The organism is Bacillus sp. FSL H8-0545 (assembly GCF_038006105.1).
In the GTDB taxonomy this organism is placed as follows: Bacteria; Bacillota; Bacilli; order Bacillales; family Bacillaceae_G; genus Bacillus_A; species Bacillus_A cereus_U.
The window spans coordinates 255,671-280,065 of record NZ_JBBOUO010000002.1 but is presented as its reverse complement, the minus strand read 5'-3'; the positions used below and the strand labels follow the sequence as shown (position 1 = coordinate 280,065).

Here is a 24,395-nt window from a genome sequence, read left to right as displayed (position 1 = left end):
CATATTGTATATGACTAATATGTTAGGAGCTTTTATTTTTGGTAATGAGTTTTGAAACTGAATTTGAATAGTATTTTTCTCTATTTGGGTAGAAAAAAAAAAGTCCCATAAACGGTCATTTTCGGAACTAAAAATGATTGCAAGAAAAAAACTATTGACCCTGTATCTAGGTACAGGGTTTATACTATATGGGATGATGCAAATTCGTTTTCATAACAGGAAACTGAAATGGAATGAATAAAGGAGGTAATAGAATGAATCAAGATTATATAAATACATCCTTACCTGGGTTACTTAATAAGGTAATGCAAACCCTTGACTTACCAGAAGGAGGATTTAAAGAAAAAATAAATTCCTTATCTCCGACGGAGAATATGATTCGCTTGGCTATTCTTTTTAAATTTTCAGAGGGTAACAAAGTAAATGTGGCTGATCTAACCCCTATAGGGAAACAACTAGACGTAGATATTCAATCAATTTCAGAAAAATTTAGCGAATTAGATTTGATTCATTGGGATACGAATAGTGGTAACGTGACAGTAGCCTATCCTTTTTCAGGGAATTCTACTCCGCACAGGGTCACATTGTCCGAAAAATCACCAGCTTTTTCAATGTGTGCAATTGATGCTCTTGGCATTCCATCGATGTTTGAATCGGAGGCACTAATCGAATCAGAATGTGCCTATTGTTGTAAAAAGATAAACATCGATATCAAAAATAATATTCCTGTTTCTAACCCCGATACTGTTGTAGTCGGCATTGGAACGGTTGCTGATATAAATACATGCTGCGATTTCTCTAGTGAAACAGATTCTAAATCGTTCCTTTCCACTAGTAGTTGTCCTACCATTCAATTTTATTGCTCTAAAGAGCATTGGTATCAATCTAATGAAAAAGATTTAACTAAGACGGGGGATATGCTCACTCTTATAGAAGCCTTCACAGTTGCTAATGAGTTGTTTGGCGGTATGATGAAGTCCAAACCCATGTCGGATTGCTGCAATGTACAGCCCTCAACACAAGAAACAGCCACGGATTGTCAGAAGATTACTTCTGTAACCACGTGTCCGATGTGTGGTGGGAAAGGAAAAGAAGTCAAGATTTTGACACTTAAGAGCATACTTGTGCCTAATGCTCTAGAAATACTTGATGTGCATCAAACATATCGTTTTTGTGCATCGGAAAATTGTGATATAGTGTACTTTGGTCATCAGGGAGCACAATTTACAACAAATGATGTGCGAATCTCTGTTTTTCAAAAAGATCAAGGCCAAGATATAAATGTCTGCTACTGCTTTGGTTGGACTAGGTCAAAAATCACTAATGAGATTTACACGACTGGAAAAAGTACTGCAGTACCGTCAATTTCTGCTCATATGAAAGCCGAACGCTGTGGCTGTGATGTCAATAACCCGCAAGGTTCATGCTGTTTAGGAAATGTGATGGCTACAGTCAAAGAAGCAAAACAACAAGTCAACATACCTAGTGAATAAAGCAAGTTTTCTGTACTAGAATACATTTAATTGGAAGAACAAAATTATATATTGACCCTGTACTGAAGTACAGGGTTTATACTATGTATGAGGTGAAATCACATGCAGTTTCGAATTGGAGAACTAGCCGACAAGTGTAGCGTTAACAAAGAGACTATTCGATATTATGAACGAGTAGGTTTAATTCCTGAACCCATTCGTACGGATTCAGGATATCGAATGTATCCTAAAGAAGCTATAGACCGTTTACAATTTATTAAACGTATGCAGGAATTAGGGTTCACACTAAATGAAATTGATAAATTATTAGGTGTTGTTGATCGAAATGAAGCAAAATGCCTCGATATGTATGATTTCACGGTTATGAAGTTAGAAAATATACAGCATAAAATACAAGATCTCAAAAAAATTGAAAGAATGCTCATTGACCTAAAAGAAAGATGTCCCGAAGACAAAGAGATTTATGAATGCCCCATCATTGAAACATTGATGAAAAAATAAGTTTACAACGATTTCAATCCATACTTGTAAACTTTTAGCATCCACCTCTTTACTCTCTTTTCGATTACTACAAACAAATTAACAGCAAAAAGCCGATTGACTCTTAGCGTACGAAACTCGCGTTTTGTTGAACTTTTCCCTGCATAGCTTGAAAAACAAGTATTCAACTAATTATAGTTAAACACTTGTTTTTCAAGCTATGCTATAAGTTTTTATGTTTTTTCACCCTTTATACTTTATAACTTAAAAGCATTAGCACTTTTATACAACGTTATTTATTCTACAGATAATAATTTCTCCATAATCATCACATCAACATGTTCCCCGTCCATTACACCCTGCTTTTCAAACACTCCTACCTCACGATAACCCATTTTACGATATAACCCTTGACCTAGATTATTAAAAGAAAAAGTAAACAAAACAAATTTATAGAATTCATTTTGCTGTCCGGTCTTTTCTAAAGCTAAAAGTAACTTCTGTCCCAAACCTTTTCCACGATATTCTCTCTTTATGTATATAGATAGTTCCCCTACACCCCGATAAGCGCATCGATGACTATATGGATTAATGGAAGCCCAACCGACAATATGAGAATTCTCTTCCATGACAATTACCGAATATCTTTTTTTTCGTTGAAATAGCCATTCCATCACATATTTATCTGTTTTTATTTCTGTCTCTAAAGTCGCAATACGATCCTCGATACCCTCATTATAAATAGTCATAATTTCTTGTGCATCTTGTTCGGTTGCTTTTCTAATCTCCATACTTATCGCTCCCTTTTACCCCTTATTTACCTCATATTTTTAAGTAGCTTATTAGCTGTCTCACAACAAATTTAGCATCTGATCCAACTCCCCTTAATGTCGCAGAAGAAAACGAACGCTGACCTTCCAAGCCAACATAATACACCCCTTGGACTTCTGTACTTACACCACCTATTTGTAAAGGTTTTCCTTTTGAATCCAGTGCTCCAATAGCATTGAAGTAAGAGAGATTAGGATGATAGCCCGTTGCAAAAATGACTGTATCGATTGACTCCTTCTTCCCATCCGGCCAAACTACACCATCAGTGTAAAAAGATGTAAACATAGGCTTTTGATCTGGATTTCCCCTAGCTAATCGTTCCTTGTAATCACCTAAATCGATGACTCCACCTGAACTCGGTGCCATTTTTCCAAATCTCCAAAACGGAAAGGTATCTATGCCTAATACCTTAAGCCAAAAATGTAAATCCTTCCCCCATACTTTTTGTTTCATGAGTTGAACAGGCTTTCGTACAGCTAAAGATACTCTACTTACATCAGCCAGTTCAAGCGCAATTTGGACAGCTGAATTTCTTCGCCCCACCACCACTACTCTTTGATTGATATAATGATTCGGACTCCGATACATAGCGGAATGTATAATATTCCCCTTGAATTTCTCTTGATCCTTTATTATCGGATTAAACGGACTGTGGAAAGAACCAGTTGCATTTATAATAGTTCTAGTCAGAAATGTCTTTCCAGAGACTGTTCGAACTTTAAATATTTCGTCTTCTCTTTCTACAGATTCAACTCGCTGATTTGTCATTACTGGCAGTTGGAAATTTTTCGCGTAATTTTGCAAGTAATCAATTACTTCCTTCCTCGTAGGATAATCATCGGGATGCGCTGGGAATTTCATTCCAGGTAACGATGAAAAACATGCCGGAGAAAACAATTTCAGGCTATTATAATAGCTAGGCCAAGATCCTGCCGTCTGTTCACTCGCTTCTAATATTAAAAATTGTAATCCCTTTTTTTGAAGGTGATAACCGGATGCAAGACCAGCTTGCCCTCCTCCGATTACAATGGAATCTAATATTTCTTTCATCTTTATCCCACCTTTTGATTTTATTTGCATTTTGCAACTAATAAAGAAAAGGAATTATTTCTCTGAGAACTTACAGCATAAATTGAATTCGATATCGATGCGCTCAACGATAAAACGATGACAGTCTCTAAATTCATTAATATATGAGAAAATTCCATGTGAATATTCATTTACTTGTCAATCAATTGTCCGTGTTGCATAAGCCCCTTTAAAATGTATTTAATTAGGTTGTTTCAATTCCTGATAAGCTTCAAGGAAGTTCTGATAAGTTTCCTCTCCTAAACTATTAACTTGGAGTCCAAACATACTTTGGAAAAGATAATCTTTTGCTTTTTCAACGTTACATTGGTGAGTATTGATTATTAATCGCATATAGGATAAAAAATAACTCTTTTTCAAATTACCTGCATGATTAATAATCATTTCATTGTGTTCTCCTTTCAAACTTAATTATTCTGTAAGGAGACGTAATATAAATTACTACTCCTTACAGGTACTTTCCTTAAGAACACGAATCTGTTCCACAACATGAATCATTTACTTTGTTAGAACTTAAATTTACGCTACAAACACCAGTCTCCGGCAAATCAAGTTCAACCTTTTCTGCTGATTCATAGTCTCCAGTAAGATATGCGACGATAGATCTAACTTGTTCATAACCTGTTGCCATTAGAAATGTCGGTGCCCTACCATAACTCTTTGAACCTACAATGTAGAAGTCTTTTTCCGGTTGGCGAAGTTCTTTTTCACCGTGAGGTCGAACTGTACCACAGCTATGCAAATTAGGATCAATAAGTGGTGCTAATGTTGCTACGCTTTCAGTAGCAGAATCAATAGAAGTACGTATTTCACTTATTATAGATAAGTTAGGACGATTACCAGTATTTACAATCATCTCATGAACATCATTGATTTTTATTTCTTGTTCTTCTTGATGACCTACAATGTCCATTCCATCCTTTGTTCTAACTACGTGTTGGATTTTATATGGTGTGATTACTTCCACACTTCCTTCATCAACTAATTGATGAATACGGCTACCTAAGGCACCACGTGCTTCAAGAGCATCTTTTTCCTCTCCACCATAGGCTTCTTCCGCACGTTGTTTCCTCATGATCCAAACAATATCAGTTTTTGGGTTGGATTCTTTTAATTTAGCTAACTCCAATAAAGCATTGATTGCGGAATGACCACTTCCAACAACAGCTACTCGCTTATTTGCATATCGTTTTTGCTCTTTCCCTAAAATATCTGGAATCCCATAAAAAATATGTTTTTTGAGAGATTGTTCTTCTTTCAGCCAAATACCATTAGAATTTGCAGGATTCGGATTTCCCCACGTACCTGAAGCATCTAACACCGCTCTAGCTTCATAAATTTGAAGTACACCTTCTTTTTCTGTATAGATCATGAATGGCATTTATTCACGATTCGCTGTTTTCATTTTATCTGTGTCTTTCCTACCTATAGATAGTACTTTAGTATCCAAGTGAATAAATGGTTTGATTTTTGGAAGGTTCGCAAGCGGCTGCAAGTATTGTTCTACGATTTCTTTTCCTGTTGGTAATGCTTTTATGTCTGGTGATTCCCAGCCATGCTCTTCAAGGAGATCCAAAGCCGCTTTATCTATGTTATATTGCCAAGATGAGAATAGTCGCACATGACCCCATGTAAGAATGTTTGATCCTATATTTTCTCCAGCTTCTAATAAAATAAATGATTCATCATGTTTTGCTAAGTGTGCTGCCGCTGCCAACCCTACGGGTCCGCCCCCAATAATGGCTATTGGTAACTGTTTTAATCTCTGCATATCAGTATTGTTTTGTAATGTTTGATTTTCCGTTCCGCAACACTCTTGTACTTTGAATGAAAGTTGAATAGGTTTCATGAAAAAATCCTCCTTATTTTATCTAAATTTGTAAGTGTAGTTCCTTAATTGGATTCTTTAAATCAAAAAAAATTGATTTAAAAGCCAGAATGATTATTTGAGTTTGATCGTTTATCAAAAAGTTATATTAATCAAAAAAAATTGATTTAAAATATATTAAAATGCTCTTTCGTCCCAACCAAAATTATGACATAGGACGAAATATACAGCATAATTGCTCAGATAATAGTGCATCTACTTCTTTTTTATTAATATTATAGTAACTCCATGTTCCTTTTGTTTCTTTCGTAATAAGGTTCGCATCAAGTAAAAGTTTTAAATGATATGAAAGTTTTGATTGTGGTAATTCAAGAACACCTGTTAAATCACATACACAAGTTTCTCCACGCTGACACAATTCGTACAAAATGTGTAACCTTTTTTGATCTGCCAATGCTTTGAACTTCTTTTCATATGTTTCAAATGATTGGGTAGTTAATTGATTATACAGTGTTAGTTCTTTCATACTACTTCTCCTTAAATCAATTTTTATTGATGTTTATATTATATGCCAATGTTTACGGTTTTACAATTATTAAATCAAAAAAAATTGATTTAATAATTGTAAAATAACATTGTTTATAAGGCTGACGAGCATTAATTTTATGAAAACGGAGTGGTACCTTTATATAAAAAAATACATTATTATTAAATAGTGATGTACTTTCATTAATGAAATGTGTAACATCTTATTAATATTACCGAGTAGTTCAAATTATGTTCTTTTGTTATTAAAGCCTGTAACTTTGATTTAAGGGAAACAGGTTAGTTTTTTGTCTATATCCTCTACAAGACTCTTCATATAACTAGAACAATCACTTGGAAAATAAAAGCTGATGTTTTCGTTCTTCTCTAAAGGGATTTTAACAAGATACATAGGGAAATCTGTATTCGGATAAAGGAGCTTAAACTCCTTTGGATGATGCATTACTTCTAACCCTTTAATGTAACGTTCAATTAATAGATATGATTTAATTCTGTTAACAACATAGTTTATAGCACTAATATTATATTTTAATAAATAATATCCTTACTTATCTTGGATAGACTTAAAGTCTTGTAAACGAAAATATCCTAAGTCACGGATATATAGCTCATTCTTTTGTGTCACGCCTGTTCGAATCTCACTATATGCTTGATCACTTCGTTTTCCAGATTCAATTTTTACATCAGAAAATTCTCCGCTCAACAAACGCGTATAACCATTTTCCAATATTTTTATAAATATGATAACCTTGATTTAATTTACAATAAAATCGTTTAAAACATAATAAAGTTGTCTAAAAAACGCCAGTCATGTTATTCAACAATCGGGTCATTTTGTTGAATAACAATAAAAAAATGAAGAAGATGATTTGCTTAATAATAACAGATTATCTTCTTCATAGTACAATCTAAAAAATTATTTATGAAACGAGTTTTAAACCTATTGCAGCACCTAAAACCATACCTATAAAAATAACTCTTTTCCAGTCTTTTGATTCGCCATAAAAAACCATGCCTAAAATTGCACCACCAGACGCACCAATTTCAGTCCAAATTGCATAAGCTGTCCCCATAGGTAGTGTTTCCATTGCGTAAGCAAGAAATATAAAACTTAATCCAAATCCGAGAATTAACAAAACTAATGATTGCCAATTTCGGTCTTTATGTAATTTATTTATCATAGCAACACCAAACATTTCAAACAGGCCTGCTAAGATTAAAGAAATCCATGCCATTAGGATTCAGCACCTTCCTGAGCTTTGTTATCTGTAACTAATTTCAAACCAATTACTCCAGCTAATAAAAATAAAATCAAGAGTACTTTTCCCACGTTAAATGGTTCACCAAAGAACAAGATTTCAGAAAAGACAGTTCCAGCTGTACCTAACCCTACAAAAACAGCATAAACAGTTCCCACGGGAAGCTTTCTTCCTGCCATAATCATTAAATAAAAACTAAAAAATATAGCAATGATAGTTCCCGTCCAAGTCCAAAAATCATCAGCATGTTTTAAACCAATTACCCAAAAAATTTCAAAGAAAGCAGCAACAAATACTTTAATCCAGTCTTTATTCATCTAAAAGACACCTCCAATTTTATTCTTACCAAAAAAAGCCTAAGAGAAAACTGTTAAACAGTTTCTCCCAGGCTTTTATCCTTCCGTGACACAGCAAAGCTTTGAGTTTTCTCTCGGACCAGACCAAAACTAGTGTATTGCGGAACTCTAAAAAACATTTAACATATACAATTACTTTAGATGATACATACACTTGAAAACTAATCAGTATTAAAATAGTAAGTTGTAGAAGTTATTATTCAGCAAATGGGCGCTTTAATTGAGCAGGGATCACAAAGATTATCAAACCTTTTTATAAAAGAATAAATCTGTACATTTCTACAAAAAAATAATAACATTTTCTGTAAATTATGGTTATAAATTCATCTTAGCTTGATAGCGATGTGATTAATCTCGTTATTGGAAAAATTTTTTCGTTATTTCATATAAATCACAATTAGCATCCATAATGCCAAAGCACCAAGGATAGCAAGTACTATACGAGTAGATAGTATCCGTACTTCAAAATCGGTTTTCTTGGATGGCTCAGGATATATGATTATGTAAATTCCCTTTAAAAGTGCGAGCCATGCAATAAGTGTAATGAGTCCCTGCCAATTGAATGCCCATATATTATGTAGGATAACAGTACCTAACCCTAAGAAAATCGATAAAAAGCCATACATAATCCCAAATCCTCTGTCTTCTACTACTAATTTTTTCAATTCACGTAGTACTGATGGCCGTACGAAAAGAATTCCTGATATGATAACCGTCGTCCATCCCCAAAACAGTCCTAAAAAGATGCTTGTTTCCATTATTGATCCGCTCCTTTCAACTATATTTATATTTCAAATATTTCCCCCTTAGAATTAAATCTATATATATTTTTTCATATCTTTTTTCTTTTAATTTGTTTCAATAAATGAAGTCATATAAGAGAGAAGTGCGTAACAAAATAGTTTATTAAGGTTAGTGTTTCATGTAGAACTACCGAGCCAAGAAAATACCTAACATATCGAATCAGATCAAACATAGCTTAATAATAAACAGTATCTTAAATATAGATTTACATGGTAATATAAAAAAATGACTTTTGTAATTAACAAAAGTCATTTTTTATATTTTATTGATATTTATATTACTCGACATCGAAATTATCTCGCTATTTTATCATGTGCTTTCGAATTTGTTTCTTCATTTTAATAAAACTCAATATTCCGTCAATGCTGCATATGACATTAGATTTTCTCCTTGTTCCCCCTTGGAGATGAGCAGTTAGCTAATTGAGCTAGCTGCTTTTTTAATTTATCTGAATAAAATTCCAAAACTTTCACATAATATCTACAAGCTGTTCTTTTGTTTTCACCATTTAAGCAGGTTTTGAATATATTAAATTCTACCTTTCTCTATAACGTGAGCTGGCCACTTACGCTATTTTTACAAAGGGCACTAATTGATAGTGCTCTTTTTAGTTTTTTCTACAAAATGAAAGTTTTGTTTCTTCACATTACCAGATCCTCCTTAGACATTTAAGATATACATATGCACTGTCAATGTAAAAGCTCACGGTAGACCACGTTTTAAAGAGCACTGTTATTTAGTGCTTTTTTATGAAAACTTGTGAATTAAATGAAGCTTTTATACTTCACCATCTTCTCTTAACAAAAATATATCTGTTACACCAAACTTAGGAATTGCACTAACATATTAGTACATAAGCCGTTTCACAATTTCAAACACAACATAGTATAAACTAGATGGACAAGCTTTCTGTTTGTTCAACTAAATAAAAAAGGAGTGAAAATAAATGCCTATCGTTAAACCCTTTATAGCTGGTAGAAGGTTTGTCAGTACAGCAGGAACAGGGACTGCGGCTGGGGCAGATTTAACTTTTGCTAATACTGACTTTACAAATGATGCAGGTGCTGTCACGACATTTCCAGCTTCATATGCGTATTTAAGCTTATATATTAACGGTGTGCTACAAACTGCAGATACTGTAACAGGAGTTACCACTACTGCAATCACCATTGTTGGTGGTGCTGTGCTTGATGGAGCTACTCCACTCATCATTGAGTTTGTTGTAACATAGTTAACTTTTTTGCAGGGGGACAAGTCACCCTGCCTTTTTTAGCCACCTACACACTAATTAATAATGATAAACTGTAAAACAATTGGTACTCCTTCAAAAGGAGGCTCCGGGCCTAATAAAGTCAATTGTCCAGCTGTAACTTGATATTCAGTTTGCGGTTGAATCATACCATTAATAAATAAATTCATATACGAGACTTCACCTGGTGGTAATATTTGAGTTGTTCCAAGTAAAGGTTTACCATCACTATTTGTATAAACCAGTTTCTGTCCGTCAGAAAAAGTAAAGTACATTAAATTTGTTGCTGGTATTGGACTTGGAATTGAAGGTCCGGGTGGCCCTTGAGGTCCGGGCAGTCCTTGAGGACCAGGAACAGGACAAGGAAAAGCAATCCTACATTGCCTCTGAAGTTCATGCAGACGGGATTTAGCCTTTTTATTTTGTTGCATATATATCCCTCTAATCTTTTATTTGTTTTTTATACAATTAGTTTTATTATATGAACAGACAAATCAATCGGACATAATGAAGATGTTTAATTATGGCCTTTGCATCTTTTCATATAATACCCACATACCTGTAAAACTTATGAAATACAAATATTAAAATTATATTTCTCTATCAGTCCCCTTTTTCTATAGTTGCGATAGGTAAGACTTTGAAGTTATCTCCATCTTTTCCCCCGCTTAACACTGTACGTGCGACTTTCATCGCATACAGCGCCCCATCTTATTCTTCTATACTAAAGCAACTAGATTACAAACAATGTTGTACTCACCAACGTATTAATTCCCCTTTCTTACGAAAGGTCACATCATCTTACTCGATCCTGTGAGTTACATCTAATTGATTTAGTTTTCAAAGAACAAGACTAGGGACTATCCCTCCACATTTATTACATGCTTCTTCGGTACTATGTCCCCACCTTCACAAGAATGAAGCAATTTCGGTTCGTTAGAACCTTATATGCACCTGTCTGCTAGTAGGCGTTGATGACAGTTTCTTGCTTACCACGTTCCAATTGACTTAGCTATACATATATCCTTAGATGCTTGCTGTAAGCCTGTTATCTTTACACCCTCATCGTTAGATGTCCCGAATTTCATACTATTTACTCTTACTTTTCGGTAGATAACGTCGTCATTAACGACATACATATTTCTAATGTATTAAATGTTTAGACCCGTACATTCGCAAGTTCGTCAGCCCGTTTGGACATTCTCACCATAGATAGTTTGTAGCACCCCGACCTATCCATTACCATATGATTTATCACTTAGGTTTTGTTCAGCCGACTTCACCTAGCTTCATACAATTTGTGACTACTATCACGCCTTGCATGTAGGAGTATTAGATAAGTAGTTTCAGCTCAACCTGACGGCTTTCATTCCTACTTTCAGTCAATCAGTTGTTGTTATCGAAATTGATAACCCTCCTATTTCGTGTTTACGCACTTATAAGGAAACGTGTCGCGCAAATAGCGTTTTTGTTTAAAATAATAGCTCTAAACCACTTAGACACATTTACCAGTTTATTTACCACAAAATTCATGTTAAAATCCCTTGTGAGTACGACATAACTCAACCATATGAAGCCCTGTAACATTTTCTGTGGGGCTTCTTTTTTCAACAAGCACTTAATTAATTGCGCTGACTACCTTGTTGTACAAAATGACGTTTTTGTTTAAAATCACTCGTAACCAATAATTTTAGTTTTCGTTTTATACTCACGCTCCGTATAACCTTTGTTATTACATAAATCACAATCTAGATATCTAATACCTTCTTTATAAACCCAACCGCTATCTGGCAAATCTGGTGGATATGCATTGTACGTTTCTTTAATTCGTCCTTCCCCTTTGCATTTAGGACATTCATAAATACAATTCCCCTTTTCGTATAATCTTTTTTATATCGTACATACTACCTACAAGCCGACTTCCCACGGCTTCACTCTTTTCAAATCGGGGCTCTCTCCTCCGTATTGTTTAAAAAAACAGCAGGTAACCTAGTCGATTACCTGCTGTTTTTACGTATAAACGTAAAAATCGTTGTCCATACTACTTAGAGAAAACATCTTAAGCCATTTGATGCGACCTCCAGCACAGGTTATTTGTACGGCCGTTCCGATAAAAGGAGCGGTCTTATTTATCTCAGCATTACTTTTCGACAAAATAACGCTTTTATATGCAAGTCGTACACATTTTTGACACATCAACCATCACAATTACTTGAAAACTCGTGATAATATTAATTCGTCGAATACGCCAAATTTCGACACCGTACGACAACAATATCTCTCCTATAAAATCCCTGTCCCCGCAGGGATTTTCTCTTTTATTCATTACTTTTTGTTGCACTAAATTCCCATCCTGAATAAAATTCAAAATTGGTCTTACTTTACTCCTGCCGATCCAAACCCGTTATTGCCTCTTTCACTATCCGATAACTCGTCCACTTCAACAAAATGAGCTGTTTCCACTGGCGCTATAACGCCTTGAGCAATACGAGTCCCCCTTTCAATTACATGAGCTTGCATATTTGCCTCTTTAGGTACTTCAATGTTATCAACTAGCACACCAACTTCTCATCTAAAACCACTATCCACAGTTCCAATAACCACGCGTAACTTTGTATCACACGTCATAGCACTATGCCTCCTAATCCAAATGCATTATCTCTTCTAAGGTTCTATCCGAAATAAACTTGGACCAGATCATCAGTATAGTTTAACGGATACAAAAATTATTAAAATTGAGCGAACTCAAAAAGGCACTTTTACCTTCATTGTAGTAGCTAAATATCGAACGTATACCAACGCTCATAATCCACCTAATCATGTTGTAACAATAACTTATAATGTTAATCCAAGTGGAGTAAAAGTTATTGATTTTAAACAAAAAAAAGAATAGAAAGAAAGTGAGTTCACACCTCACTTTCTTTCTAAATCAATAGGTAGAGTAACTGATTGGTTGTTTACCGAAATTGATTGCGTTATTATAATTGCTAGTAGTAGACTCTCCAAAATAAATATCAAACCAATTATATGTTACACCCCTATTACAATATACATCTCCCATGTCTTCTACTACAAATGTATTCTTTGCAGTACCGTTAGGCATTCCAAGGGATCTATTTGTACTAATGATAGTACCTCTTGGAAATCTAGTCCCAGAGTAAACATTGCCACATACAGCTGGATGAACTGCAGCAGTAGTATATTGACGTGGTGTTGTACCATGATAAGTTTTCTTACCTGCAGCAGCCACATATGCTGTTACAACCTCATTTGAATAATTAGCGAGTAGCTATGTCGAAATTTGCTTAGCGTATATTTTCGTTAAAATGTGGGCGGTACCCCTTATTCCATTAAATGGTCCAATACAAAAGAAAGAGCACAATTCTTATTAGAGAATTGTGCCCAATTGTTGAAAATCAATTAATTCATTTTTTTTTAAACTTCCCCCTATTAAATTTCAATAAGTATAGGTACAATCATTGGTTTTTTCTTAGTATGTGTATATACATATTGTCGTATTGATTTTTTTATTTGTTTTTTCATTACATTCCATGAGTTTCTATTTGCTTCTTGTAGCTCGTTAACAGTTTTTATAGTAAGTCGATTAACGTCTCTTCGGAGTTCCGAGAAATCTCTATCCACAAATCCACGAGAAATGGTATCGGGGTCAGAAATCAACGTTCCTTCCGCTTTGCTCATAGTTAAAATAATCATGAGCATCCCATCCTCTGAAAGTTGTTTGCGGTCTCGTAACACAATTTCCCCAATATTATCGACATCCCCCCCGTCTATGTAGGTATTCCCCACCGGTATTTTCCGGGTCTGACGGGCAATGGTATGTTCAATATCGACGACATCCCCATTATTGATGATAAACGTGTTTCCTTGCTCTACTCCAACGGATTCCCCTAACAAACGGTGATGGTGCAGCATTCTAAATTCACCGTGAATGGGAATAAAATATTTTGGTTTCATTAATGTAAGCATTAGTTTTAAATCTTCTTGATAACCATGGCCAGAAACATGCATTCCGGATGTACTTCCTGATCCATAAATCACTTTGGCTCCAAGGGCAAATAAGTTGTCTACGATACTCGTGATATTTCGTTCATTCCCGGGTATTGGACCTGCTGCAAAGATAACCGTATCTTCAGGTAAAATGTCGACACCGCGAAAGTTTCCTGTGGACAGGCGAGCAAGAGCAGCCAATGGTTCTCCTTGACTCCCCGTGCATAAAATGGCCACCCTTTCAGGAGCCATTTCATTGATTTCATGTGGGTCAATTAACATTCCATCTGGAACTGTTAAATAACCACGTTCCATAGCAACCGCTATGACATTAACCATACTTCGTCCAAGCAACGCAATTTTTCGATTTGTTTTTTGTGCTGCATTCACGACTTGTTGAACGCGACTAATATTTGAAGCAAAGGTAGAAAGAATAACTTTGCGTTCGGCTTTCATGAAAGTTGCTTCCACATGTTCACCTACTATTTGTTCCGATGGGGTCAAACCAGGACGCTCTGCATTGGTACTCTCAGATAATAGAAGCAAGACCCCTTCTTTGCCGATTGCAGCCATTTTATGAATATCCGAATTCTCATTATTCGCAGGGGTTAAATCGAACTTGAAGTCCCCTGTATGTACAATATTACCCTCTGGTGTGTGAAAGACTATTCCCAAGCAATCAGGAATACTATGGGTCACTTTGAAAAAACTTACCCTTATTTCTCCAATTGTCAAGTTTGAGTTTGAGTTGATTTCAATAAGTTCACTTTCTCTTAGGAGTTTATGTTCTTTTAATTTGATTTCAATTAATCCTAGTGTGAAGCGTGTGGCATAAACGGGTACATTCAATTTTTTTAAGAAGAACGGGATCCCCCCGATATGATCTTCATGTCCATGTGTGACAATTAAAGCCCTGACTTTATCTTTATTTTCTACTAAATAAGCTATATCAGGGATAATCAAATCAATTCCTAATAAACTTTCATCTGGAAACTTATTGCCACAGTCGATAATCACGATATTGTTTGAATATTCAATTGCATACATATTTTTTCCGATTTCATTCAAGCCGCCTAAGGCGAAGATAGATAATGCATTCTCTATTGTACTCAAATTTATAACCTCCCATTTTAAATATAATCTTAGTATGCCCTTTAGGTTTCCCTTTATCAGTAGGTTGAATGCTCGAGATTCCTAGAAAAAAGGGAACTTTAGACTTGTTTTTATCTAAATATACTGACTACAACATTGATGTCTTCGTTTCACACATTGTTATCGAGGTCTTTCCTCCAATGGAGACAGCTGCTATTGAAATCACTCATGGTTTTCAGTTCTTAATAAAGATGCAATTCTTTTTTAAGAAATGCGCCCGATAATGGAAGATCGTTATGCAGAAGTCATGCGGCACTTACATTGTAGAATAGCCCTCTAAAACAGAAGAAGCTCTCCTCATACTAATTGCATAGCTTAGGGTGAGAACAAATTCTTCTAAATCATATCTACGTGCATTGGAAAAAACGTTGTCTTCACCTTTAACACTGAATCCACATCTCATCAGAACCTTAAGGAATACTTCAAATTATTAGCTTGATGGACATGGGACGACACCCTAATATGCTTGGATTAAAATCATTGCAAACAGCTAAAAAGGTGATTGCAAGAATAGAAGTTATGCATATAATCAAAAAAAGGACAAACTCTCCAAGATGAAAAGTTTGTCCAAAACCATGATTTCTTTGGTTCAACAATATAAAATTCAGTTCCGCTAGGAATCTTTCGTTCTTTTTTCATATCTCACTATTTTTACATCAGAACTAACAATAGTGAATTAGAATAATGACTTAATACTTGCTAGGACAGTAAGGATACCTATAATAATGACAAATACATTGCTCATTTTCCCTCTATATTTAGCTAGTACAGGCACTTTACGAATTGCATACATTGGTAATAAACATAAGATAGCAGCAACTAACGGTCCGCTAAGGGCATCAATGATTCCAAGAATACTTGGATTTGCATAAGCAACATACCAGCATGTTAATACGACAAAAGTAAGGATCATTGTCTTAACTGTTTTTTCTCCTATATCTTTCCCGCGTGTTTTACCGGACTTAATAATCATGTCACGCATTACTTCATATGCTCCTATATAATGGCCAAGGAAAGACTTTGTAATAGCCACAAAAGCAATGATAGGAGCTGCAATCGTGATTACAGGCGAATTAAGCTCATTAGCAAGATATGATAGGATTGACAAATTCTGTTCTTTTGCCATCATAAGATCATTTGGAGTCAAACTCAAGGTACTGCTCCAAACAAAGAACATAACAACAGCGAATGTCATGATATAGCAAACTTTTTGTATTTGAGCACACTTGGCATCAGTAGCCTCTATTCCATACGTAGCTCTCTGTTTCATAACGAATGACGAAATCATAGGAGAATGATTAAACGAGAACACTATGATTGGTAGTATCATCCATATCGTTCCCAAATATCCTGTTCCTGTTGAAGCAGTAGAAACACTTGAAAAACTAAGCATTGACGTATTCCACTGTGGAATTAAAGATATTGAGATAAAAAGTAGAGAAGCTATGAAGGGATATACTAGCATGCTCATTATCTTTACAGTGATATCTTGACCAAAATTTAGTATAGCGATAAGACCGAGTACTAATACAAGCGATAAAATGGCCCTTGGAGGCTCCTGCATGTGCAATTGATGCACGATAAAACTACTTGCAGTATTTGTAAGTGCAACAGAATACATTAGCACGATTGTATAAATTGAGACGAAATATACTATGTTAAAAATGATACTTGCCTTATTTCCAAAATACTCTCTTATTGTACCTGTAATCCCCTCTTCAGCAGAATTGGAAGCATATATCATTTTAGCAAGCGCCCTATGTGAGTAATACATAACTGGATATGCAAGCAATGTAATTAGTAGTAATGATAATGCCCCCCCTGAACCTGCATTAATCGGTAAAAAGAGTACTCCTGCTCCAATGGCTGTTCCAAAAAGGCTCAATGCCCAGGTAGTATCCTGTTTATGCCACTTTGTAGGATCTGGATATTTCTCATTTTTTACTGCAGTATTTTCAGCCTGAAGTTCTATTTTTTTTGCAGTATTCCCATTCATATAATAATTCCTCCTTGTGTCCTATTCTTCCGTCTCTTTTTAAGGCTTAGGAATATAGACCGTTCTTGAAAAATGAATTGCTTACAAAGTGCGCCACATCGCGTGTCCTTCTTCTAAGTTGATCAAAATCGAAAAATTCGCTAGTCATCAACCTGATGGGTTTGTTAGCTCTTACAAAACACTTTAATTATATAGTAGTATATTTTAGTGATAATGGCTCTCAATATACAGACATCCTTAGGAGAACAATAGAGAATAGGATTGTTAACTATTTCACAATATTTCCGATAACTGTTTATTAATTTGATTGTTTCTCCCCAAAGATTTTATTTTTAATGGCAATCCCTGTAGGTGTGGCCGCAATTCCGCCTAAACCTGTCTCTCTTAATTCGCGAGGCATCTGTCTTCCAACTCTATACATCGCTTCAATAACTTCGTCTGCATTGATGATATTGTTTACGCCGGCTAATGCGATGTCTGCTGCTGCCAAAGCATTTGCCGTTCCAATGGCGTTTCTCTTTACACAAGGAATTTCTACCAATCCAGCGACCGGATCACAAACTAGACCGAGTAAATTTTGTAATGCGGTTGAGAAAGCTTCAGAAGATTGCTGTGGCGTTCCTCCGGCAGCTTCTACCGCTGCTGCAGCCGCCATTGCTGAGGCACTGCCTACTTCAGCTTGACATCCTCCGTACGCTCCTGAAATACAAGCGTTATTTGCGACTATCGTTCCAAATAACGCTGAAGTGAATAGAAAATGGATCATATCTTCACGAGTTAACTGCAACGTATCTTTAATACTATATAGGACTCCCGGGATCGTCCCACTCGCACCTGCTGTTGGGGTTGCACAAATAGCCCCTAATGCAGCATTTACTTCATTAACACCGATAGCACTTTGAATCCCTAACACCATCAAATCTCCAGAAAGAGTTTTCCTATTTTCTCGATAGTTTTTAATTTTAACAGCATCACCTCCGGTTAAACCGGTCGGAGAAAATACCCCGTCGCCCTCGATACTTTTATTTATGGCATTTTCCATAGTCGCTAAATTTCTTTCCATTTTACTCCAAGCTTCTTCATAAGAAGTTTTAGTTTGTTCGATTTCCTGTTCGATTGCTAATTCATAAATTGGCTTTTGGCTTTTATTAGCTGCATCCACAATTTCTTTTATGGTCATATACATATTTTTTCACCCCTTAAAGTAACTAAAGAATAATGATATTAGCTATATTGCTTAAATTTCCTAATTCCTTCTGAACATAACCAGGCAATAGCGAATCCAAAGCGAATGCATATAAATATTTTCTGTTTTCTTCTAAACTATGAAAGTTGTTAATTTCCACATCATATTGTTTAAAGATCCTGCGTAAGACAAATTCAAAGTCAGCTCTTTCGGAAATCGCAATAATAACTGGCAATGGCCCCTGCAGATCTAAGCTAAATCCGTCAATTTCAACATGTTTGACTTCAATTAATCCACCGCCGACCGAAATACCCATCGTTCTAATACTTCGGCTTTCATCCTCTAAATATACATCTGCCGTATTTGGATGACCAGCAGGACTATCACCCGCTTTTTCAATAAAGGTAATGTCAATTCCTTTAGATTCTGCTATTTTAATAGCATCTGGCACTTTGCTGTCATCGGCAGCAAATCCTAATAGCCCAGCAATAATTGCAAAATCAGTTCCGTGTCCTTTATGGGTTTCAGCAAATGATTCATAATACCTTACTACGACTTTTTTTGGAAGACCTTGAAATAATTTATTGGCAACTGTTCCAATAGCCAAAGCACCTGCAGTATGTGAACTTGAAGGACCTATCATTACCGGCCCAATCACATCAAAACAACTTTTGTATTTAACAACCTTTTTTTCTTTAATAGATGCTACATTCATGTTCATATAAGCACCCCCATAATTTATTATTTTTAATTGCAGTTGAATCTAAGTTATTAGAATGACCAATTCAAAATAAGATCAAGTTGATAACGCTTTCATTTTTCATGTTAATAAATTTCCCTTCTGATCACACACCTTTCTTAGAGTAATCGTATCAGTATGTCCAATTTTAGAAGCTTTCTTGCAAGGTCTTTAGAATTTTTGCACCAGAACTAGGTTTGATATTTTCTCTAGAGGTAATAGATTATCTCTCGACGCCCTCATTATAACTTGTATATTTATGAGTTTAATATTTTTTTATTTTCAGAAAGATTGAATAAACAGAATCTTGAATGGATAATAAATTACACTTGGCATGTAGCAATTGTGTCCATTGTTTGAAGCTGTATTAGTTAGTAGAAAAGCAAAAATAACACAGAGTTCCTTTCATTAACACATTGATTATATTGGAAAATCATTATAAAGATACTTATACTTTCCTTTGTTGAAACATCTTATTTTAGACGTGAAAGCTGTTGCAATAAATGATTAATGTAGATGGAAAGGAATAAATTAATGAAATATAAAATCTTCTTCGGATATTCATGATGCATTTTGCATTTATATACATTTTCAGAAAAAAGGAACTTCTTTTTGGGGGTATTTGCATTTCTTAGCTTGATGGCGATGTGACGCTACCCCTATTTGAAAAAGATCCCGATAACTTGTGACCAAGTAAAAAAGCACCCTATTTACAGGGTGCTTCACTTCTACCTAATGACTAATATTAGCAGTTGGGTATAAAGTTGTTCCTCCAATTGAAACTTTTATTTCATTTGTCAATGGAACATTTTGTTCATTAATAATTGTTCTCCACCATTCCCATGCAAGACCTGTACATTCTCTCGCTACGACTTTTACATTTTTTGAATTCGGTGGAAGTGGTATTACTGTAGAGTAATGAGCCGTTTTATCTTGGTTGTTTCCTTCCCAAGTTTTATGGGTTAATACTTCTTTCCCATTTCCATCATATGAGAATTCATCCCAAGATACATCAAATTGAGCAACATATGCACCGTAATGATCAAGCGTCATTTTCGCACTTGAATATTCTGTAGTTGTCGTCTCGATATAATCTGTATTGTTATGAACAGCAGCCGTTGCGTTATCTTTTAAGAAAGTGCTTGTATATGAAATTGGGTATGCTGGATTTTTAGAACTTAATTCTGCATTATCTTTAATGATATTTCGGATTTCATTAAAATCTTTTGTAACAACCTTGTTATGCTCTTTTGCATCTCCACCTAATACCACAGCAGTAAAGGTACTTTCTTCAAAAATATCCTTGTACTGTCCACTCGCTTCAACGCCTTGACCCTTAATTAAAGCTTTAAAAGCAGATTGTACATCTTTGCTTTTAGATGATGTTTCTAATTTTACATAAACTGTTCTGCCATAAGCTACATTTGACACCATAACAGGCGGGGCCACATTACTTACCCCTTTACGAGTTAACTCATCAAACGTAACACTATTATCAAAAAGGTCTGATGGATTGTTTGGTAGTTCTGCACTTACGGTATAAAAGATTTGCTTATATGCCGCAACCATCACTTTTTTCTCTCCATCTGCAATCGCTTTAAAATCAATGTTCAGTGCATTGTCAAGATATTTAGCATTAACATTAAGAGCACTTGCGATTTGAGACTTACTATACACCATAGATTCAGTATACTGCATTCTTGCAGGTAACGTATTTGTTTTTGAATACTTTTCATTCCAAGTAGATACTAACTCATCTACTGCTCCAGACACATTACCATATGTAGGATTTTGGACAGTAATTGTATTTTCTTTTCTCATGCCAGGTAAGTCTATACTAATATTCAAAGGCTTTCTCTTAGCCACTAATAAACTAGGTTGATTATCTGCAAAAGCTTTATTTGCAAGTTGTACTGCTCCTGGATAAGTACGATTAGCCACAGAATCAATAATCGAAATATCGACTGGTGAAGTTGTAAGTGATTTTTTCTCACGTTCAACTACTACAAATTTACCATTTGAATTTGTACTTTCTTTCGGAACAAAACTCTCTACTTTATCCCCATTTACTGCTAAAACCTCTTGATTGTTATACTTTAGATTTGTTATGCCAGTATCAATGTCAATAGCTTGTTTTGGTGCATTAGCTGAATTACTTTTAGGTGTTTCAGCGAAGGAAATAGATGAATAATTAATAGTGCAAAAGCCGATTAATAAACTTGCTAGTAATTTTTTTCCTTTAGTATTTTTTGTAGTCTTCAAAAAAATCAACTTCTTCCTTTTTTTCGTATTAAGGTATGATAATTATTTATAAATAATTGCTAAATAATGAACTTACATAAATGCTTTTAAAAGTTCTTGAACGAATGGGAGTACTCCACCTACAAATTTTAAAATTGTCATTGCGATTGTCATATTATTTCCTCCTCTTTTGTTGTTGCTAAGATGTGATTTATCTTTATGCTTTCATTATAGTAAGCGCTTACATTTTTATCAATACATTCTTATATGCAATATTGCATATAAGGGTTCTGGTGCAAATACTTAGGAAAGATATAAAGAGGCGAAAAGTTTCCTAGTGGAATCTAGTCTTAAGCAACAATTCCAAATAGTTGATGGATGAACTTCACTTGATTTTGGACAGACTTGTCCAGTAAAATAAGTTGCCCTTTTTTTACCATATGCATAGCTTCTATTCCAGAAATAATGGATGTAGCTGTGCGAAAGGATTTCAATCCTAACATCGAACGAACTCGCTTTTTAATAAATCGATGATCTTGTTCCACTTGAATAAATTTCGCTTTTCCATACTGATCACGCACCTTTTTTAGAGTAATAGTATCAGTATGTCCAAGATTTAGAGATTAATTGCAATTATCTTGAAGTTTTTGCACCAGAACCATGTAAATAGACTACCTTTTGTTAGATAGCCTGTTTACATTTCTTCGTCTTATCCCTTAGAACCTTTACAGTGACTTACTTAGGTTTTACCACGTCTATCTTGTTTCCGTCAGCATCCATCATAACTAAGGAATCCGATGTGAAATACATAACATCATAGTCTATAGATTCTTTCATTTGACTAGGGTCTGCCTTTTTACCGTCTTTTACATACTCATCTATTGTTAGTATGACTTGTTTCTTTTCTGCATTATAAGACCATTTACCTTGCATATGGGAATTTTCATACGGTGTGTTGTTTTCATCATCATATATGATGTATGTACCGTCTTCCTTGAATTCTAATCCTTTAGTAAATTTACCACCTAGCTTACTACCCCATTCACCTAGTAACTCTTTACCGTCTTTAGGCATGGATTCATTTTTGCTCTTTTCAAGGTTTGTTTTCATTGTCTTTGTATACTCGTCTCTCATTGTTTTGTAACCTTCATCCATGCAGTCTTTACCTTTTAATACTAACTTTTTTGATTCTTCTGTCGCATCTTTCGTAATAGAACCACTCTTTGCACGTTTTAATGTGTCTGAAAAGGTTTTATTATAATAGTCTACTCCTTTTAAAATCGTCTTATGTGCTTCTTCTAACTCTTTAGGTGGCTCAACTTTATCAAAATCAGCAATCGTTTTCTGTATTTCACCTATTTCTTCTTCTAACTTTTTGTTTAATTCATTTATGTCATTACTTCTATCTTTAGTCTGATAAGCTGTTTGCCCCATTTCAGCAATCTTTGAATTTAATTCATTCTCTAAAGCAAACATACGTGACATATAGTCTACTTTTGGTAATTTTTCCTTCACTTCTGCTTTTGCTTCTACTTTATCCTTTGCTTTCGTTTCTGCTTTATCTGTAGCACACCCTCCTAATAACATGATTGGAAGTGCTAATGTAATTAGTTTCTTTGCTTTCATCTTTACCTACCCCTTAAATAAGATTATTGTAATATTGCTTTACTGTATTCTTTACCTATTCTCTCAGTTGTTACTTCCCATAAGTTACCTGCTTCTGTTAAGGTCTCTAAAGCTTTATTTGAATTTTTAGGGTCTGGATTCTTTATATAGTCTATTCGATATTGAAAACCAGTACTGTACATCTGCATAGATTTATCAACGTCTTTGTGTACCTCTTCGAACTCTTTTGGTACTTTTAACTCTCTAGCTTGTACTGACAAGTCTATTATTTCTTCTGCTAGTTTTATGTACTTATGCTTGTTATGAAATGGAAGGTCTTCTCCTTGGAGTAAATTATCCATTTCCGTTACCTTATTCCCCATCGCTAAATCTATGTCTGTAAGAGAATTAATGTAGTCTTCTACTGAATAGTTACCTGTATCTACAGGTTTCACTTTATCTACCTTACTTTCTTGTAGTGGTTTGCTTTCTGATTTGATGTTTACTTTATCAGCGGAACAACCACTAAACAATAGTAGGAGTGGAATGGTAACACCTATTAGTTTATTAAACTTCATTTCTTCTACCCCTTAATGATTATTTACGTCTTTCCCCTGTTATTGTATTACCTTTACCGTCAGTCATTTTTAAAGAACCTGCACGTAAGAACTCAAGTTTATACTCTACAAATGCATTTGTATTCCTTGCATCTATCTTCTTACCGTCTTTTACAAACTCAGTAGGTAACAATGTGACTTGTTTCTTGTCTGCATCGAATATCCATGTTCCTGTCATATGGTTGTCTTCATAAGACGTTTTACCTGTATCATCATAAGCGGTAAATGAATTATCTTCACGAAAGTCTAAACCTTTATGGAACTCAGAACCTTTGTAACTACCCCATTCACCTAATAACTCTTTACCGTCTTTAGATACTTGTACATTTCCATCATCTGTTTCAGAAGTTGAAGGCTTATCGAATTGTACGCCTGTTTTCTTACCAATTTCGTTTGCTTGGTCTAATTGAGCGTCTTGAAGTGGTGCATAGCCTTTTTGCCAATACTCATTACCTTCTTTAATTAAGTTCATTGACTTTTGAGACTTATTTCGGTCTTCATCTGTAACTTTTCCTTTGCCTTTTATAATTTCAACTTGTAATGCATAGGCTTTACTGTAACAATCTACCGCTTTTAAGATTTCTTTATGTGAGTCTTCAAACTCTTTTGGCGGTTCTATTTTCTTAAACTTAGCAATACTTTTCTGTACCTCTGACTCTTCTTTCACTATCTCTTTTACTAAAGACTTTTCATCTTTGTCTTTATCCATTGCTAACTCAGTTATAACCGTAATTTTCTGTACTAACTCAGAAGATAAATTCGTCATACGTGTTGGGTACTTCTCTTTTGACAACTTCTCCTTCGTCTCTTCTTTAGACTCTACTTTCTCTTTCGGCTTTGCTTCTGTTTTATCAGTTCCACAACCTACTAACAACATGAAAGGTACTGCTAACGCTACAAGTTTCTTTGCTTTCAT

The 24,395-nt window shown here is 34.9% G+C and carries 20 protein-coding genes, 6 pseudogenes and 1 riboswitch; of the genes and pseudogenes, 5 read left to right on the top strand and 21 right to left on the bottom strand.

Annotated features, from left to right (window positions below):
• The first annotated feature begins 254 nt into the window (after positions 1-254).
• Positions 255-1,493 carry a putative iron-sulfur cluster-binding metallochaperone gene (locus MHI07_RS27380; protein WP_340827071.1) on the top strand — a complete coding sequence of 413 codons (1,239 nt, stop codon included), beginning with the start codon at positions 255-257 and terminating at the stop codon, positions 1,491-1,493.
• A 102-nt stretch (positions 1,494-1,595) separates the two neighbouring features.
• On the top strand, positions 1,596-1,994 hold the full coding sequence (gene merR, locus MHI07_RS27375) for an Hg(II)-responsive transcriptional regulator (RefSeq protein ID WP_340827070.1): 399 nt from the start codon (positions 1,596-1,598) through the stop codon (positions 1,992-1,994).
• A 275-nt stretch (positions 1,995-2,269) separates the two neighbouring features.
• Here the strand turns inward: merR and MHI07_RS27370 are convergent, their stop codons facing one another.
• From MHI07_RS27370 to MHI07_RS27330, 9 genes and pseudogenes are all read right to left on the bottom strand, one after another.
• Entirely contained in the window at positions 2,270-2,764 is a 495-nt protein-coding gene (locus tag MHI07_RS27370; protein ID WP_340827069.1) for an arsinothricin resistance N-acetyltransferase ArsN1 family A, read from the bottom strand.
• A 31-nt stretch (positions 2,765-2,795) separates the two neighbouring features.
• Positions 2,796-3,854: a flavin-containing monooxygenase gene (locus MHI07_RS27365; RefSeq protein ID WP_340827142.1), complete on the bottom strand. Its 1,059-nt coding sequence runs from the start codon at positions 3,852-3,854 to the stop codon at positions 2,796-2,798.
• Positions 3,855-4,073: 219 nt separating this feature from the next.
• Complete coding sequence (locus MHI07_RS27360) at positions 4,074-4,277, bottom strand: hypothetical protein (RefSeq protein ID WP_340827068.1); 204 nt, start codon at positions 4,275-4,277, stop codon at positions 4,074-4,076.
• A 79-nt stretch (positions 4,278-4,356) separates the two neighbouring features.
• Positions 4,357-5,742, bottom strand: a pseudogene (locus MHI07_RS27355) (NAD(P)-binding domain-containing protein).
• A gap of 184 nt (positions 5,743-5,926) precedes the next feature.
• Positions 5,927-6,247 (bottom strand): ArsR/SmtB family transcription factor, encoded by a 321-nt coding sequence (locus MHI07_RS27350; RefSeq protein WP_340827067.1) that lies wholly within the window; start codon positions 6,245-6,247, stop codon positions 5,927-5,929.
• Between the two features lie 567 nt (positions 6,248-6,814).
• Positions 6,815-6,973 (bottom strand): annotated as a pseudogene (locus tag MHI07_RS29460) (IS4 family transposase); the annotation flags it as partial.
• A gap of 214 nt (positions 6,974-7,187) precedes the next feature.
• Entirely contained in the window at positions 7,188-7,502 is a 315-nt protein-coding gene (locus MHI07_RS27340; protein WP_340827065.1) for a DMT family transporter, read from the bottom strand.
• Complete coding sequence (locus MHI07_RS27335) at positions 7,502-7,843, bottom strand: DMT family transporter (protein WP_340827064.1); 342 nt, start codon at positions 7,841-7,843, stop codon at positions 7,502-7,504. The genes MHI07_RS27340 and MHI07_RS27335 overlap by 1 nt, the downstream gene beginning before the upstream one ends.
• 62 nt (positions 7,844-7,905) lie before the next feature.
• Positions 7,906-8,005: riboswitch (guanidine-I (ykkC/yxkD leader) on the bottom strand.
• A gap of 254 nt (positions 8,006-8,259) precedes the next feature.
• The gene (locus tag MHI07_RS27330; protein ID WP_340827062.1) at positions 8,260-8,640 is read right to left on the bottom strand and encodes a hypothetical protein; all 381 of its coding nucleotides are present in this window, start codon (positions 8,638-8,640) and stop codon (positions 8,260-8,262) included.
• A 992-nt stretch (positions 8,641-9,632) separates the two neighbouring features.
• Here MHI07_RS27330 and MHI07_RS27325 point away from each other — a divergent pair.
• Positions 9,633-9,917, top strand: a complete 285-nt coding sequence (locus MHI07_RS27325) for a DUF4183 domain-containing protein (RefSeq protein ID WP_002119123.1) — start codon at positions 9,633-9,635, stop codon at positions 9,915-9,917.
• Between the two features lie 53 nt (positions 9,918-9,970).
• Here the strand turns inward: MHI07_RS27325 and MHI07_RS27320 are convergent, their stop codons facing one another.
• The gene (locus MHI07_RS27320) at positions 9,971-10,366 is read right to left on the bottom strand and encodes a DUF4183 domain-containing protein (protein ID WP_340827061.1); all 396 of its coding nucleotides are present in this window, start codon (positions 10,364-10,366) and stop codon (positions 9,971-9,973) included.
• A gap of 1,945 nt (positions 10,367-12,311) precedes the next feature.
• Positions 12,312-12,581 (bottom strand): annotated as a pseudogene (locus tag MHI07_RS27315) (dUTP diphosphatase); the annotation flags it as partial.
• Between the two features lie 25 nt (positions 12,582-12,606).
• Between MHI07_RS27315 and MHI07_RS27310 the strand changes: the two are divergent.
• Positions 12,607-12,828 (top strand): annotated as a pseudogene (locus tag MHI07_RS27310) (DUF3888 domain-containing protein); the annotation flags it as partial.
• Between the two features lie 36 nt (positions 12,829-12,864).
• Here the strand turns inward: MHI07_RS27310 and MHI07_RS27305 are convergent.
• Both MHI07_RS27305 and MHI07_RS27300 read right to left on the bottom strand, forming a co-directional pair.
• On the bottom strand, positions 12,865-13,185 hold the full coding sequence (locus MHI07_RS27305; protein WP_340827060.1) for a hypothetical protein: 321 nt from the start codon (positions 13,183-13,185) through the stop codon (positions 12,865-12,867).
• A 200-nt stretch (positions 13,186-13,385) separates the two neighbouring features.
• A complete protein-coding gene (locus MHI07_RS27300) occupies positions 13,386-15,056 on the bottom strand; it encodes a ribonuclease J (protein WP_128283639.1) in 1,671 nt (556 codons plus the stop codon).
• Between the two features lie 489 nt (positions 15,057-15,545).
• On the opposite strand from MHI07_RS27300, the pseudogene MHI07_RS27295 reads away from it, so the two are divergent.
• Positions 15,546-15,696 (top strand): annotated as a pseudogene (locus tag MHI07_RS27295) (IS6 family transposase); the annotation flags it as partial.
• 75 nt (positions 15,697-15,771) lie between these two features.
• On the opposite strand, the gene MHI07_RS27290 reads toward MHI07_RS27295, so the two are convergent.
• The 8 genes and pseudogenes from MHI07_RS27290 to MHI07_RS27255 form a co-directional block, all read right to left on the bottom strand.
• The gene (locus tag MHI07_RS27290) at positions 15,772-17,091 is read right to left on the bottom strand and encodes an aromatic amino acid transport family protein (RefSeq protein WP_340827057.1); all 1,320 of its coding nucleotides are present in this window, start codon (positions 17,089-17,091) and stop codon (positions 15,772-15,774) included.
• A 298-nt stretch (positions 17,092-17,389) separates the two neighbouring features.
• Positions 17,390-18,277 carry an L-serine ammonia-lyase, iron-sulfur-dependent, subunit alpha gene (gene sdaAA / locus MHI07_RS27285; RefSeq protein WP_215582814.1) on the bottom strand — a complete coding sequence of 296 codons (888 nt, stop codon included), beginning with the start codon at positions 18,275-18,277 and terminating at the stop codon, positions 17,390-17,392.
• A gap of 22 nt (positions 18,278-18,299) precedes the next feature.
• Entirely contained in the window at positions 18,300-18,998 is a 699-nt protein-coding gene (sdaAB, locus tag MHI07_RS27280) for an L-serine ammonia-lyase, iron-sulfur-dependent subunit beta (RefSeq protein WP_215582812.1), read from the bottom strand.
• A 750-nt stretch (positions 18,999-19,748) separates the two neighbouring features.
• Entirely contained in the window at positions 19,749-21,287 is a 1,539-nt protein-coding gene (locus MHI07_RS27275) for a thiol-activated cytolysin family protein (RefSeq protein WP_105588031.1), read from the bottom strand.
• A gap of 320 nt (positions 21,288-21,607) precedes the next feature.
• A pseudogene (locus tag MHI07_RS27270) lies at positions 21,608-21,802 on the bottom strand (DDE-type integrase/transposase/recombinase); the annotation flags it as partial.
• 190 nt (positions 21,803-21,992) lie between these two features.
• On the bottom strand, positions 21,993-22,883 hold the full coding sequence (locus tag MHI07_RS27265; protein ID WP_340827055.1) for a DUF6376 family protein: 891 nt from the start codon (positions 22,881-22,883) through the stop codon (positions 21,993-21,995).
• A 23-nt stretch (positions 22,884-22,906) separates the two neighbouring features.
• Positions 22,907-23,440: a hypothetical protein gene (locus tag MHI07_RS27260; RefSeq protein ID WP_215582806.1), complete on the bottom strand. Its 534-nt coding sequence runs from the start codon at positions 23,438-23,440 to the stop codon at positions 22,907-22,909.
• Between the two features lie 19 nt (positions 23,441-23,459).
• Positions 23,460-24,395 carry a DUF3994 domain-containing protein gene (locus MHI07_RS27255; protein WP_340827054.1) on the bottom strand — a complete coding sequence of 312 codons (936 nt, stop codon included), beginning with the start codon at positions 24,393-24,395 and terminating at the stop codon, positions 23,460-23,462.

What these genes read in the sequence shown, in the direction of transcription:
- MHI07_RS27380 (WP_340827071.1), top strand. Translation starts at nt 255, where the DNA reads ATGAATCAAGATTATATAAATACATCCTTACCTGGGTTACTTAATAAG.
- merR (WP_340827070.1), top strand. Translation starts at nt 1,596, where the DNA reads ATGCAGTTTCGAATTGGAGAACTAGCCGACAAGTGTAGCGTTAACAAA.
- MHI07_RS27370 (WP_340827069.1), bottom strand. Translation starts at nt 2,764, where the DNA reads ATGGAGATTAGAAAAGCAACCGAACAAGATGCACAAGAAATTATGACT.
- MHI07_RS27365 (WP_340827142.1), bottom strand. Translation starts at nt 3,854, where the DNA reads ATGAAAGAAATATTAGATTCCATTGTAATCGGAGGAGGGCAAGCTGGT.
- MHI07_RS27360 (WP_340827068.1), bottom strand. Translation starts at nt 4,277, where the DNA reads ATGATTATTAATCATGCAGGTAATTTGAAAAAGAGTTATTTTTTATCC.
- MHI07_RS27350 (WP_340827067.1), bottom strand. Translation starts at nt 6,247, where the DNA reads ATGAAAGAACTAACACTGTATAATCAATTAACTACCCAATCATTTGAA.
- MHI07_RS27340 (WP_340827065.1), bottom strand. Translation starts at nt 7,502, where the DNA reads ATGGCATGGATTTCTTTAATCTTAGCAGGCCTGTTTGAAATGTTTGGT.
- MHI07_RS27335 (WP_340827064.1), bottom strand. Translation starts at nt 7,843, where the DNA reads ATGAATAAAGACTGGATTAAAGTATTTGTTGCTGCTTTCTTTGAAATT.
- MHI07_RS27330 (WP_340827062.1), bottom strand. Translation starts at nt 8,640, where the DNA reads ATGGAAACAAGCATCTTTTTAGGACTGTTTTGGGGATGGACGACGGTT.
- MHI07_RS27325 (WP_002119123.1), top strand. Translation starts at nt 9,633, where the DNA reads ATGCCTATCGTTAAACCCTTTATAGCTGGTAGAAGGTTTGTCAGTACA.
- MHI07_RS27320 (WP_340827061.1), bottom strand. Translation starts at nt 10,366, where the DNA reads ATGCAACAAAATAAAAAGGCTAAATCCCGTCTGCATGAACTTCAGAGG.
- MHI07_RS27290 (WP_340827057.1), bottom strand. Translation starts at nt 17,091, where the DNA reads ATGAATGGGAATACTGCAAAAAAAATAGAACTTCAGGCTGAAAATACT.
- sdaAA (WP_215582814.1), bottom strand. Translation starts at nt 18,277, where the DNA reads ATGTATATGACCATAAAAGAAATTGTGGATGCAGCTAATAAAAGCCAA.
- sdaAB (WP_215582812.1), bottom strand. Translation starts at nt 18,998, where the DNA reads ATGAACATGAATGTAGCATCTATTAAAGAAAAAAAGGTTGTTAAATAC.
- MHI07_RS27265 (WP_340827055.1), bottom strand. Translation starts at nt 22,883, where the DNA reads ATGAAAGCAAAGAAACTAATTACATTAGCACTTCCAATCATGTTATTA.
- MHI07_RS27260 (WP_215582806.1), bottom strand. Translation starts at nt 23,440, where the DNA reads ATGAAGTTTAATAAACTAATAGGTGTTACCATTCCACTCCTACTATTG.
- MHI07_RS27255 (WP_340827054.1), bottom strand. Translation starts at nt 24,395, where the DNA reads ATGAAAGCAAAGAAACTTGTAGCGTTAGCAGTACCTTTCATGTTGTTA.